Consider the following 13,932-nt stretch of genomic DNA (forward strand, 5'->3'; position numbering starts at 1 on the left):
CCTTTAAAAAATTATTTATAATAAAAGAAATTTTTTTTAAAAAAATTATCAGAAAATTTTTAAAATTTTCTGATAATAACTAATTTAAAATCAATAATTAAATTAAATTCCGCAACTAATACATTCAAAAACTTTTAATTTTTGAGTCCTTGTATAATAAAGAGTTTTTATCCCTTTATGATGAGCATACAAATAATATCTTTGTAATTCTCTAGTAGTTACATCAGAAAGAATACACAATTCAAATGATATTCCTTGATCAATATGTTTTTGAGCTGTCGCAATAACATCTATTAATTTAAATTTATCCATTCTATAAGCTGTTTTATACATAAAAGCATAATCTGCTAAACCCGGAACAGGAAAATAAGTTTTAGAATTCCCATAAGTTCTTTCTTCGACTAACTGTTTGATTGGTGTTAAAGATGGAGTAGCAGACATAATATAACCTATAGAACCATTAGGAGCGACTGCTAAACGATGAGAATTATATAAACCATATTTAATAACGTTTTCTTTTAAAGTTAACCAATTTTGATCTGAGGGAATTTCCATTCCTTCAAAAATTTTTTTAATTTTAGGTAATTTCGGATAAATAGCTTTTTTGTCTTGGAAATATTCACCGCTAGCATATTTAGATTTTTCAAATTGAAAGAATTTTTGTCCTGTTTCTTGGCTTTTCAAACAAGAATGTAAAATAGAATAATAATTTACCATATTGAAAAAAACATCAATTAATTCAATATTTTCTTGGCTACCGAATTCAATCATTTGTTCAGCAAGAAAACCATGATGACCCATAATACCGAAACCTACACTTCTATTTAATTTATTAGCTTTATAAACGGCCGGTACATGTTTAATATGTGTTTCATTAGATACTGAATTCATAATTTCCATAGCAGCGAAAACTGTTTCTTTAATTTCTTTATTTTTAATCATATTGCCCATATGTCCTGAAGCTAAATTACAAGAAATATCCATTCCGATCTTTTCTTTGTCTCTTTCATGATAAGGAGCATAATGAGAAGTAATAGTAGGTTGTAAAATTTCTGTACAAAGATTAGAAAATTTAATTTTTGATTCAAGAGTATTAACTGCATTAGCGTTATCGCAAAACATTAAATAAGGATAACCACTTTCCCCTTGTATTTGAGCAATTAATTCTAACAAAGATCTTGCATTAATAAATTTTTTTCTTACTTTAGGGTTTTGTAATAAAACATCATACCATTTATCCATTTCTGCACCAATATCAGCAAAATTCAAATTATAAGTTTGAAAAACAGTATGAGGATAAAAAAGTGCCATTTTTTCATTTTTTCTGGCCAATTCAATCATTTTATCAGGAATAACAACTCCCAAAGATAAAGTTTTAAGACGTACATCTTCATCAGAATTTAATTTTTTAGAATTTAAAAAATCTTCTATATCAGCATGAAAAACATTTAAATAAATAGCTCCAGCGCCTAAACGTTGTCCCATTTGATCTGCATATCTGAAAGCATGATCTAGTAATTTGGCGACTCCAATAATACCTTTACATGAATTATTAATGCCTTTTATAGTTTCACCTTTAGCTCTTAAATTGGAAAGATTAACCGAAACTCCACCACCAATTTTTGAAAGTTGCATAGAAAATTCGATAATACGAGAAATATCATTTAAAGAGTCTCCGGCTTCTAATAAAAAACAAGAAACAAATTCTCCTCTTTTTTTTAAACCTGTATTAAGTAAAGTTGGAGTAGCAGGGGTTAAATTTTGTTTAATTAAATTTTTAATAATTTTTTTCGCTAATTCAAAATTACCAGAAGAATGAAATAAAGCATTAATAGATAAACGATCTTCATAAGTTTCTAAGTAATTTTTTCTATCACGGGATTTCAAGGCATAATCTTTATAAAATTTAAAAGCCCCTATAAAAGAAGGGAAACTGAAATTTTGATTATAGGCTATTTTATAAATTTCTTTAATCTCTTCCCAACTATATTGTTTTAAAAATTTTTCTTCATAATAATCATTTTCTATCAAAAAATTTATTTTTTCTTTTAAAGTAGTGAATTTTTTTAATTTAGGATTTATTTCTTCTTTAAAATAAGATTTCAAGGCTTCTTTATCTTTTTCTAAATCTTTTATTTTTCCTTCTTCATCAATTATTTGATTATTAAGAATTATATAAGAAGGTATTCTGTTTTGAAAATTTTGATTTTTTTGAGTTAAAAAATTTTTTAACCATTTTTTTGTATATATAATATCTTCTTTGAAGCCTTTTCCTTCAAATTTTATCACTAAAGGGATGTTATATTTTTGAGAAATTAAATCTCCTGCTTTTCCAAAATTTTTTCCATAATTTTTATTTCCTGAAACAGCCACACCTATTACTAAATGTGAATATTTTTTTAAAAAATTTTTAGTTTTATCTGGAATTTCTCCAAATTTAATTGTTTTGGTTATTAAAAAAATATTTTCATTATTATTTTTAAATTCTTCAATTTTTTCTGATTTATATTCAGATAATTCTTTAACAAAATCGGAAACATTTCCTTTTGCGTAACTATCATAAACTATTTTTAATTTTGAAGCATTCATTTAATTCAACCTTTTATTATGGGAATTTTTTTATTTTATTTAAAAATTTATTTTTATTTTTTTAAATAAAAAAAATATTCTCTATATATTAAAATTATAACTTTAAAAAAAGAAAAAAATTAAGAAATATATTTTTTGGTTTGTTTAAATATTTTATATTTTTTTAATTAAGAAAATTAAAAATATTTCTTTAAAAAATAATTAATTTTATTTATTTTAATATTAAATTGTTGTTATTGGTAGATGTTAAAAAATGTGAATAAGTTTTTTTATTTTTTTTATTTTAAGCGTTTTATTGGTTTAAAAATATATAATTTATTTTTTTTAATAAAAAATTTAAGAACTTTTTTCTTAAAGTTAGGAACTTTTTTTATAAAGTTAGGAATATTTTATTTTAATTTAGTCATATTTTTTTAAAATTAAAATAAAATATTCCTAACTTTTTTCTTTTTTATTTTAAATTTTTCATTCTCTTTTTATTTTGTTTTTTTAATTTTGAATAAAATAATAAAAAAATAAGAATAAAAAGATACTAAAATTATTTAGGAATTTTTTATTTTATTAAGGAATCTTTTTTTAAAACCGTTTTATTGTTTGAATATTTTTTTAAAAAAAATTTAGTCAAAAATTTAAATATATGACTAAGTTTTTTTATTTTTTTTAAGAATAAAAAAATGTTAATTTTTGCTAAAATTAATAAGATTCTTATAAAAATATAAAATCGAAAAATAAAATAAATTAAAATATTAAAATTTTGAATAATTTAAAATGTATTTTTTTAATTTTTTTCAAAATTATATTAAGGAAGTCATAAAAATGAATTTTTATCAAAAAAATTATTCTGAAATTTTTGACATCATTATTAAAGAAAAAAAAAGACAAGAACAAAATTTAAATTTAATTGCTTCTGAAAATTTTGTTTCCGAACCTATTTTAGAAATTCAAGGAAGTGTTTTAACAAATAAATACGCAGAAGGTTATCCCGAAAAAAGATATTATGATGGTTGCGAATATATTGATGAAATAGAAAAAATAGCTATTGAAAAATTAAAAAAATTATTTAATGTTAAATTTGTGAATGTTCAACCTCATTCAGGTTCTCAAGCCAATATGGCAGTTTTTCAAGCTTTATTAAAACCTTGTGATGTTATTTTAGGGATGTCTTTGAATGATGGAGGGCATTTAACGCACGGTTCTAAGTTTAGTTTTTCGGGTAAGTTTTTTCGTTCTTATAGTTATGGCGTTTCCCGTGAAACGGAAATGATCGATTATCAAAAAGTTAGAGAGATAGCACATCAAGTAAAACCTAAATTAATTATAGCTGGAGCTTCAGCTTATTCTAGAATTATTGATTTTCAAGAATTTAGAAAAATTGCTAATGAGGTAAATTCTTATTTAATGGTTGATATTGCTCATATTGCCGGATTAATATCTGCTGGACTTCATCCTTGTCCTTTTTTGGCGCAAGCTGATGTTGTTACTTCGACAACTCATAAAACTTTAAGAGGGCCTCGAGGAGGAATTATTTTGAGTAATAATGAAGAAATTATGAGAAAAATAAATAAGGGTGTTTTTCCAGGAATACAAGGAGGACCCTTAATGAATGTTATAGCTGCTAAAGCATTAGCTTTTGAAGAAGCTTTGCAAGACGATTTTCAAATTTATCAACAACAAATATTAAAAAATTCAATTGTTTTAGCAAATACATTTCTTAAATTAGGCTATCGTTTGGTTAGCGGAAAAACTGAAAATCATTTAATTTTGATCGATATAAAACATAAACATCCTAATTTAAATGGTAAAATAGTTTCGGAGATTTTACAAAAAGTTAATATTATTGTTAATAAAAATGTTATTCCTTTTGAAACAGAAAAAGTTTTTAATGCTAGTGGTATTAGAATAGGAACCCCAGCTATGACAACAAGAGGTTTTAAAGAAAAAGAATTTATCGAAACTGCTTATTTAATAGATAAAATTTTAAATAATTATCAAAATAAAGAGATTGTTCAAGAAGTTTTGAAAAAAGTATTATTATTAACTAAAAAATTTCCTTTTTATAATAAAAAATAATTTTAAATTCTTTTGTTATTTTTTTTAATTTTATAATGTTATAATAAAAAATGATGTTTGTTTATAATTTTATTTTTGTATTTTATTTAATATAAAAAGATTAAAAATTATTTCAAAAAAAATATAGTTTTATAAATTTATATAGAAATTTATTAAGGAATTTTATTTTATGAAAAAAAAATTAAAACAACCGGAATTTTCAAAAATTGAAGTAGATTGCGCTACTTGTCATTATAAACATCAAATCGGAACAGTCGCTAAACAAATTAAAATTGAAGTTTGTTCTAATTGTCATTCTTTTTATACTGGTAAACAGGTTTTTGTAACTGTAGCTGGACAGGTAGATAAGTTTCATAAACGTTATAATGTTAAAAAATCAAAAGAAATAGATTCGAATGAAACAGATTCAAAGGAAACAAAGAACAAATAATTTTTTAAAAGAATTAAATTGTGATTAAATAAAAGGTTTTAGTCGGAGAAAAAAATGCTTTTTAAAAATGAAGGTTTTATTGAGATCATTTGTGGGCCTATGTTTTCAGGAAAAACAACAAAATTGATTGAAAAAATTAATTTATTTAAATCTTTAAGTATTAAATTTTTAGTTTTTAAACCTAAAATTGATGATCGTTATTCTTCTCAAAATGAATTAATAACTCATGATTTTAAAACTATTCCTTCTTTAATTATAAAAAATAGTAAGGATATTTTAAATTTTGTAGAAAAAGACGTTGAAGCTTTATTCATAGATGAAATACAATTTTTAGATGGAGAAATTGAAAAAATTTTAAATGATTTTTCTTACCAAGGAATGCATATTGTTGTAAGTGGTTTAGAACTTGATTTTTGCGGAAGACCTTTTGGTTCTATGAAATATTTATTATCAATTGCTGATGAAGTTATTAAGCTAAAGTCTTCTTGTGTTGTTTGCGGAAAAGAAGCGAATAGAACTCAAAGAATAGTTAATGGTATGTTACCTAAAGCGACCGATCCTATTATTTTAGTGGGTGGTAAAAATTATCATGAACCACGTTGTAGAAAATGTCATAAGTTTATAAATTAATTTTAAAAGAATAAATTCGTATGAAAGACAAACAATTTTTTTTTATGAAAGAAGCTTTTAAAGAAGCTGAAAAAGCTTTTGCAAAAGGCGAAGTTCCTGTTGGCTCTGTAGCTGTTTTAAATAATAAAATTATTGCTAGATCTCATAATAATGTCGAGAAGAATAAAATATTTTTTGGTCATGCTGAATTTTTGATTTTAAAAAAATTGAATAAAAAATTTCAAAATTATAGATTTAATGATATAATAATTTATACTACCTTAGAACCTTGCATAATGTGTATGGGAGCCTTAATTCAAGTAAGAATTAAGAAAATATATTATAGCATTCCTAATATAAGGTTAGGCTTGAATAGTAATTTTTATTTATTAAAAGAAGATAATAATTTTTTTTCTAAGATATCTTTTAAATCTAATTTTTTAGAAAAAGAAAGCGAGTATATTTTAAAAAAATTTTTTGCTAATCTTAGAAAATAAAATTTTTTATTTTGTAAAAAAATCTTCTTAAAAATCACCATTCAATGTGATAAAAAATGAATCTGGTCAGGATTTGGTTGTAGCAGCCATAAGTTTTAATCATATGTGGATGGTGATTTTTAAGAAGATTTTTTAAGTAATGAGAAAATATAAAAATAGGGAAAATAAACAAGATGATAAATTTTTTTAAAAATAAAACAAATAAAATACAACTTTTTCCTTTTATTTTTAATTCTATTGAAGGAAAACCTTTCCATTTTGAAATATATGATATAAATGGAAAAGAAAAGAAAATTGAATTTTTTTTTTTAAAACAAAGTAAATATAATTCTTATTTTTTAGATATGAAACAATATGTTATTTGGAGTATTGTAGATAATGTTTATAGAGTTTTCGTTGATGAAGATTATTATCAAAAGTTCAAGATATTATATCAAAAAGAAATTAATATTATTTATATGAATTTTCTTTCAACATTATTGAATAAACGTTTGAATATAATTAATAAAAATTTTGTTTTTTCTTTTTTAAATATTTTTGTTTCTTTGTTTTTTATTTTTGTTTTATTTAGTTTAAACAAGGAATTCGCTCAAAAGAATAAATTTTTAATTTTTTTTATTACTTTTATTTCAAATTTTATTTTTTTATTCTTTTATATAAATATTAAACAAAGAAAAATTTTTCAAGATTATAAAAAACAATTATTAAAAAAAACAATGCAGGAAGTTAAATTTTTTTTAGGCGCTAAAGTTTTTGAAGAAATTTCAAAAAAACAAAGATTATATTTTATAGAATCATCTATATGAAAAAGAAAAATATTTTTTGAATTTTATTTTTGTCTTGATTAAAAAATTTTTTTATCGAAAGGATAAAAAGAAATGATTTTCGAAGGTATTGTTGTTGGTGGGGGTCATGCAGGCGTTGAAGCAGCTTTATCTTTGGCTAAAAAACACAAAACAGTTTTAATTACAGGTAATTTAAAACAAATTGCTTCTTTACCGTGTAATCCTTCTATTGGAGGTCCAGCTAAAGGAGTTGTTGTCAGAGAAATAGATGCCTTAGGAGGCATCATGGGTAAAGCAGCTGATTTATCACAAATCCAAGTTAAAATGTTGAATACTTCCAAAGGTCCCGCTGTTAGAAGTTTAAGAGCGCAGATAGATAAACTAAAATATCCTCAAATTATTTTAGAAATTTTAAAAAAAACACCTAATTTAACTTTATTAGAAGGTTTTGTTAATAATTTAGTTATAAATGATAATAAAGTCAAAGGTGTTCAGTTAACAGATCAAACTATTGTTCATGGTAAAGTAGTTATTTTAACAGCAGGAACTTATTTAGCGAGCAGTATTTTAATTGGTCAAAAAAAAATAAGTTCAGGTCCTAACAATAGTCCTACTACTTATGGTATTAGCAAACAATTAAAAGATTATGGTTTTGAAATTGTTCGTTTAAAAACAGGAACTCCTCCGAGAGTTAAGAAAGATACTATTGATTATTCAAAAGCAAAAATTCAATTAGGAGATGATATTTTACAAACTTTTAGTTCTCCTTCTGTGATTAAAGATTTAGGGTTTCAAGAACCTTGTTTTTTAGTACATACTAATAAAAAAACTCATGCTTTAATAAAACAAAATTTAGATAAATCTGCTATGTATGGTGGTTATGCAGAAGGTAAAGGACCACGTTATTGTCCTTCTATTGAAGATAAAATTGTTCGTTTTTGTGATAAAGAAAGTCATCAAATTTTTATTGAACCAGAAAGTTTAGAATTAAATGAAATGTATTTACAAGGACTTTCTACCAGTTTTCCTGAGGAAGTACAAAAGCAAATTTTACAAACAATTCCTGCTTTAGAAAAAGCAGAAATTACTAAATATGCTTATGCTATTGAATATGATGCTTTTAATCCTAATCAATTAAAATATAATTTAGAAACTAAAAAGATTGAAAATTTATTTTTGGCTGGTCAGTTAAATGGAACTAGTGGTTACGAAGAAGCTGCTTGTCAAGGTTTAATGGCTGGTATAAACGCTGGTTTAAAAATTGAAAATAAAGAAAATTTAGTATTAAAAAGAAATGAAGCTTATATTGGAGTTTTAATTGATGATTTGATTAATAAAGGGACAACAGAACCTTATCGTCTTTTAACTTCTAGAGCTGAATTTCGTTTGCTTTTAAGACATGACAATGCTGATTTAAGATTAACTTCTTATGGATATAAATTAGGGTTAATAGATAAAAGTATTTATGATAAAGTAGAAAAAAAACGGTTAGAAATAGAAGATTTGAAAAAAGATTTAAAAGAATTTATTGTATTCCCTAATGAAGTAAATTTAAATTTTCTTAAAAAATATAATTCTTCTATTAAAGAAAAAATGAGTTTATATAAATTATTGAAAAGAAATGAATTAAATATTAAAATTATAGATTTTTTCTTGAATAAAAAATATGATTCAGAAGTTTTAGAACAAACAGAGATACAGATTAAATATGAAGATTATATTTTGAAGGCCGAAAAAGAAGTTCAAAAAAATTTAAGTTTTGAAACACTTCAAATACCTTTAGAGATTGAATATAATAAAATTAATAATTTATCTATGGAAGCGAAAGAAAAGTTAATATTAATTAAACCTGATAACTTAGGTCAAGCATCTAGAATCTCAGGAGTTAATCCTGTTGATATATCTATTTTAAATATTTATTTAAGAAAATATAAAAATGTTTTTTGAAAATTTATTGAAAAAAGAATTTTGTTTAAATGATTTTCAATTAAAACAGTTTAAAAAATATTATTTATTTTCAATGAGTTATAATCAAAAAATTAATTTAACTTCTTTGGTGGAAAAAAAAGATTTTTATTTAAAGCATTTTTATGATTCTTTATTGATTTCTAAAATTTTAAATTTTAATAAAATAAAAAATTTATTAGATTTAGGATCAGGTGCTGGTTTTCCTGGGATTCCTTTAAAGATTTTATGCCCTAATTTAAAAGTTTTTTTAATTGATTCTTCTTCCAAGAAAACTAATTTTTTAAAATTATTAATCGAACATTTAAATTTGTCAGATGTTTATGTTTTTCAAGAAAAAATTGAAAAACATAAAGAAACATATAATTGTGTTATCGCAAGAGCTTTAGGGAAATTAGATTTAATTTTAAAATTAGCTTCTTTTGTAACTAAAGATAAAAGTAATTTTATAGCTATGAAAGGTCCTTCTTACGAAAAAGAATTACAAAATATAAATAAAATGTATCATTTTAAATTAAAAAATAAATTTTTTTTTGAATTACCTGAAAATTTAGGTAAAAGAGTTAATTTATTGTTTCAAAAAAATAAAAAACCAAATTTACTTTTTGAATAAGTAAACTTGGTTTTTTATTTTTTTTCTCGTAATTATTAAAAATTTAAATTATTCAATTTCAATTGAATCCATATTATAATATTTACCAAATATATCTGCTTCAAAACCTTTTTTTATTTTTTTATTTGTTATAATGTAAGTTTTACTTTTCATCAGCGGCAATAAGTAATAATTTTGATTTAAGTATTGTTCTATTTCGGATATCAATCTTTTATATTCATTCATATTTCTTGTTTGACGTTTAGCTTCATTTATTTTATCTTCAAGAAAAGGTTTATCTTGTTCATCTATTCCAATAAAGTTATTTTCTGTTTTATTGCTTGTTAAAAAGTAATCTTCAAAATATTTATGACCAAATTTTGTTTCGAATTGTTCCCCTAAAAAAATAAAACTATAAGGTGAATCATTTTTACCTGCTTTTGAAATAATTATTTCAAAATTGTCTACTGGTTTATTTACTTTAAAACCAATATGTTCCAATTCTTGTATTATTTTGTGTTGTATTTTTGGACTGTTTTCATTAAAAGGAATAATTAATTTTTTGTCTTCGCTTGATGATAATTCACTAACTTTTGTTTTAGCTTCTTCTCGATTAAAAAGATCTTTATGATAATCTATATGAGGATCATATCCTATTAATTTATTATGTAATGCAGCATTTGAAATTTCACTTGGTAAGTTTAAATCATTAATGAATTTGTTTATATCTAAACTTTTTGAGATTATTTCACGTACTTCTTTTTTTGTTTTTCTTTTATTAAAATAAATATAACTTTGATTAGCTTTATAATTTTCTAATATTTTTATATTATCAAATGTTCCTTCTTCAATATTTTTTTTTAAATCTTTGATTTTTTCTGATTTATAATCTAATATAGCATGAATTTTATTGTTTTGTAATTCTTGTATAAGAGTATTATCATCTTGAGATATTTTTATTTCAATATTTTTTCTATCTTTTTTATTATTATATTTTTGAAAAGGTTCTAATTCAAATTTTTCTCCTGGTAAATATTTTTTTAATTTATAAGTTCCGCTTCCGATTATATATCCATTTTCAGGATTTTGTGTCATTTCTTTTTGACTAATTATTCTAATTGATTTAACAAAAGGATCTTGCCAACATTCATTGTCATCTGTTAATTCGAGTTCAAATTTTTTATCATTTATTTTTTTAACTTTTTTTATTTTTTTATATTCTTTGTGTTCTTTTTCGTGCGCTCGATTAAATGTATAAACAACATCATCACTTGTTATTTTTGTATCATTATGAAAAAAAACATCATCTTTTAATTCGCACATTAATTTTTTTCCATTTTTAATAGGTATTGTTTGAAGCAATTGAGGAATGTATTCGTTTGTTTTTTCATTTTTTATAAAAAAATTACTATGTAACAAATCAAGAATAATATTAGAATAATATAAATTTGTGTGTTCTTCATTGGTAGGGTCTAGTCCTTTTGCATCCTCTTTCATAGCTATAATAAATTTATTAATTTCGTTGTCTTTTTTTGGTTTTAACATTATGAATACAAAAATAATTGATATTGTTAATATTGTTTTGATAACAAAAATTATATTTTTGTTATTAGTTAAAAAAGTTTTTATTTTTTCTTTTTTACTTATGCTCATATATTTTTTTATAATTCCTTATTTAATTTTTTAAATATTTTTTAGATTTTTTATATTTTAATAACTATTTTGTTTATTTTCATATTTTTTAATTAAACTTTTTCCTATTAGATTAAAAGATAAAATAGTTAAAAAAATAATAATAAAAGGACCATAAAATAAATTAGGATAATTCATGATATAATTTTTGGAAGAGTATAAAATATTACCCCATTCAGGCTTAGTTCGATCTAAACCTAATCCAATAAAACCTAATCCCGAAATGGCTAAAATAACATTTGACATATTTAATATCATTTTAGTTATTAAATTGGTTAAAATATTAGGAAAAACATGTCTTTTGATAATTTGAAATTGATTTGCTCCTAAAGCTTTAGATGCTTTAATAAAATCTTTTTGTTTAATTATTAAAGTATTAGCTCTTATAATACGAATATAAGAAGGTATATAAGAAATACTTAATACTATAACAAGAGTTTTTATACTTTGTTGATTATTCAGCAATAACATAATTAAAATAGCTAATATAATATCTGGTATAACAGTTAAAAAATCACATAAAAAAATAATTATATTGTCTATAAATCCTTGAAAATAACCAGATATAATACCTAAAAAAACACCTATAAAACTACTTATAATTATGACAAAAAAACTTATTTGTAAAGAAATTTTAGCACCTTCTAAAAAACGGGTAAATAAATCGTATCCTGTATCATCAGTTCCCATCCAATGTTTAGAATTTATATTTTGTAATATTTTGTAATCGCATGAAAAAGGATCTGGAAAATTTAAAATCTTTTTGAATAAAATAAAAAATAATAAAATAGTTAAAAAAATAATACCGAATAAAAAATTTATATCTTTTAAAATTTTTAATTTTTTTTGAAAAAATGATATTAAATAATTTATTTTTTTGTTCATTAGTTATTTTTATATTTTCCTTAATATAATTTTTTATGTTTTCTATTTATTTTATTTTAGGGTTTAATTTGAAATAAAGCAAGTCTAATAAGAGATTAAAAACAGAAATAAAAATAGCTAATAAAATCATACAACATTGAATGATAGGATAATCTCTATTATGAAAGGAATCTATTATTAATCTACCCATGCCTCTTAAATTGAATATACTTTCTGTAATTACAGAACCACTAATTAAATAGTTTAAAACTAAACCCATTTGAGCTAATATTGGGATTATAGCATTTTTTAAAGCATGTTTAAAAATAACTGTTTTTGTTGATAAACCTTTGGCATATGCTGTTGTAATGTAAGGTTGTTTTAAAGAATCTATCATATTATTTTGAGTTATTTTGAATATTGCTCCACTGACTGCTAAAGATAAAGTTAAAATAGGCAAAGAATAAGCTCCTGATATTTCAAAAATTTTTAATTTATATGCTAAATAGTATTGTAATATAAAACTGATAATAAAAGTAGGAGTAGAAAATAAAAAAAGAAATATAAATTCTAATATAAAACTTTTTTTACTATTTTGCCATAAAGCTGATAAAGATCCAAAAAAAATACCTATTAAAGAACCTAAAATACAACTTAGAGAAGATAATAATAAAGTTATTTTAAATGATCTCCAAAAAAGACTTAATGTTTTTTGGTTTTCGTATTTATAAGAATTACCAAAATTAAATTTTAATATATTTTTTAAATATATGAAAAATTGTTCGCTTGTTGTTTTGTCTAAACCTAATTTTTTTTCTAAATTGGCTCTTTGTTCTGGCGTAGGTCCTTTTTGACCAAAAGCAGCCGTAACTGGATCACTTGGTATTTGTTTAACAGCAAAAAAACTAACTAATACAATAGTAATTAAAACTAACAAAACATAAAAAAGTTTTTTAAAAATATAATTTATGAAAGACATTTCATATTTATTCCTCGCTATTTAAAAAAATTATTTTTTTTATATATTTTTTTAATAATTTAAAAAACTTGTTTTTAAAAAATTATTTAATAAAGATTTTGTATATTCATTTTTAGGTTTATTTAAGATGTCTTTGATTGAACCGCTTTCAACTATTTTTCCTTTATACATTACTATCACATCGTCTACAATTTGTGATATAACTCCTAAATCATGAGTAATGAATAAAATTGATGTTTTGATTTCTTTTTTTAAATAGTTAATTAAATTTAAAATTTCTTGTTGGATGATAACATCTAAAGCTGTAGTTGGTTCATCAGCAATTAAAAGTTGAGGTTCACATGCTAAAGCCATTGCTATCATTACTCTTTGACACATTCCCCCGGATAATTGATGAGGATATGAGTCCATAACTCTGCGAACATTATTGATTTTTACTTTGTTTAAAATTTCAAAAACTTTTTTTTCACTTTCTGAAGAATTCATTTTTTTGTGTAATTTTAATATTTCTATTATTTGTTCTTTTATTTTAAAAACAGGATTAAGACTAGACAAGGCATCTTGAAAAATCATAGCTATTTCATTACCACGAAGTTTTTCCATTTCTTTTTGATTATATTGAGAAATTTCTTTATTATTAAAAATAATTTTTCCTTGATGGATTTTTTGATTTTTATTAAATAATTTTAAAATAGAAATAGCAGTTTGACTTTTACCACTTCCTGATTCACCAACAATACCTAAAGTTTTTCCTTTTTTTAATTCAAAAGAAACCCCATTTACCGCCTTTATCAATCCTTTTGGAGTTTCAAAATAAGTGTGTAAATTTTCAATCTTTAATAAACTCATTATATAAAATT

Annotated in this window: 12 protein-coding genes; 7 read left to right on the top strand and 5 right to left on the bottom strand. The window is 22.3% G+C overall.

What is annotated here, in order from left to right; genetic code table 11:
* Positions 1 to 102: 102 nt before the first annotated feature.
* Entirely contained in the window at positions 103 to 2,589 is a 2,487-nt protein-coding gene (nrdE, locus tag ACTCUI_RS01725; protein ID WP_463431178.1) for a class 1b ribonucleoside-diphosphate reductase subunit alpha, read from the bottom strand.
* An 816-nt stretch (positions 2,590 to 3,405) separates the two neighbouring features.
* Between nrdE and glyA the strand changes: the two genes are divergently transcribed.
* The 7 genes from glyA (at position 3,406) to rsmG (ending at position 9,558) form a co-directional block, all read left to right on the top strand.
* Positions 3,406 to 4,659 carry a serine hydroxymethyltransferase gene (gene glyA / locus ACTCUI_RS01730; RefSeq protein WP_463431180.1) on the top strand — a complete coding sequence of 418 codons (1,254 nt, stop codon included), beginning with the start codon at positions 3,406 to 3,408 and terminating at the stop codon, positions 4,657 to 4,659.
* Between the two features lie 169 nt (positions 4,660 to 4,828).
* Positions 4,829 to 5,089 carry a 50S ribosomal protein L31 gene (gene rpmE / locus ACTCUI_RS01735; protein ID WP_463431182.1) on the top strand — a complete coding sequence of 87 codons (261 nt, stop codon included), beginning with the start codon at positions 4,829 to 4,831 and terminating at the stop codon, positions 5,087 to 5,089.
* Between the two features lie 54 nt (positions 5,090 to 5,143).
* Positions 5,144 to 5,719, top strand: a complete 576-nt coding sequence (locus tag ACTCUI_RS01740) for a thymidine kinase (protein ID WP_463431184.1) — start codon at positions 5,144 to 5,146, stop codon at positions 5,717 to 5,719.
* A 20-nt stretch (positions 5,720 to 5,739) separates the two neighbouring features.
* Positions 5,740 to 6,195 (top strand): nucleoside deaminase, encoded by a 456-nt coding sequence (locus ACTCUI_RS01745; protein WP_463431186.1) that lies wholly within the window; start codon positions 5,740 to 5,742, stop codon positions 6,193 to 6,195.
* Positions 6,196 to 6,368: 173 nt separating this feature from the next.
* Positions 6,369 to 7,001 (top strand): hypothetical protein, encoded by a 633-nt coding sequence (locus tag ACTCUI_RS01750; protein WP_463431188.1) that lies wholly within the window; start codon positions 6,369 to 6,371, stop codon positions 6,999 to 7,001.
* 72 nt (positions 7,002 to 7,073) lie between these two features.
* The gene (gene mnmG / locus ACTCUI_RS01755; protein WP_463431190.1) at positions 7,074 to 8,927 is read left to right on the top strand and encodes a tRNA uridine-5-carboxymethylaminomethyl(34) synthesis enzyme MnmG; all 1,854 of its coding nucleotides are present in this window, start codon (positions 7,074 to 7,076) and stop codon (positions 8,925 to 8,927) included.
* Positions 8,917 to 9,558: a 16S rRNA (guanine(527)-N(7))-methyltransferase RsmG gene (rsmG, locus tag ACTCUI_RS01760; protein WP_463431192.1), complete on the top strand. Its 642-nt coding sequence runs from the start codon at positions 8,917 to 8,919 to the stop codon at positions 9,556 to 9,558. The genes mnmG and rsmG overlap by 11 nt, the downstream gene beginning before the upstream one ends.
* 48 nt (positions 9,559 to 9,606) lie before the next feature.
* On the opposite strand, the gene ACTCUI_RS01765 is transcribed toward rsmG, so the two are convergent.
* Genes ACTCUI_RS01765 through ACTCUI_RS01780 form a run of 4 tightly spaced genes read right to left on the bottom strand, consistent with a single transcriptional unit; the run spans position 9,607 to position 13,921 of the window.
* Positions 9,607 to 11,190 carry an ABC transporter substrate-binding protein gene (locus ACTCUI_RS01765; protein ID WP_463431194.1) on the bottom strand — a complete coding sequence of 528 codons (1,584 nt, stop codon included), beginning with the start codon at positions 11,188 to 11,190 and terminating at the stop codon, positions 9,607 to 9,609.
* Positions 11,191 to 11,247: 57 nt separating this feature from the next.
* Positions 11,248 to 12,114: an ABC transporter permease gene (locus tag ACTCUI_RS01770; RefSeq protein WP_463431196.1), complete on the bottom strand. Its 867-nt coding sequence runs from the start codon at positions 12,112 to 12,114 to the stop codon at positions 11,248 to 11,250.
* Positions 12,115 to 12,160: 46 nt separating this feature from the next.
* The gene (locus ACTCUI_RS01775) at positions 12,161 to 13,072 is read right to left on the bottom strand and encodes an ABC transporter permease (protein ID WP_463431198.1); all 912 of its coding nucleotides are present in this window, start codon (positions 13,070 to 13,072) and stop codon (positions 12,161 to 12,163) included.
* 51 nt (positions 13,073 to 13,123) lie between these two features.
* On the bottom strand, positions 13,124 to 13,921 hold the full coding sequence (locus ACTCUI_RS01780) for an ABC transporter ATP-binding protein (protein ID WP_463431200.1): 798 nt from the start codon (positions 13,919 to 13,921) through the stop codon (positions 13,124 to 13,126).
* Positions 13,922 to 13,932 lie beyond the last annotated feature (11 nt).

The sequence above is a fragment of the Brinjal little leaf phytoplasma genome (assembly GCF_978563805.1).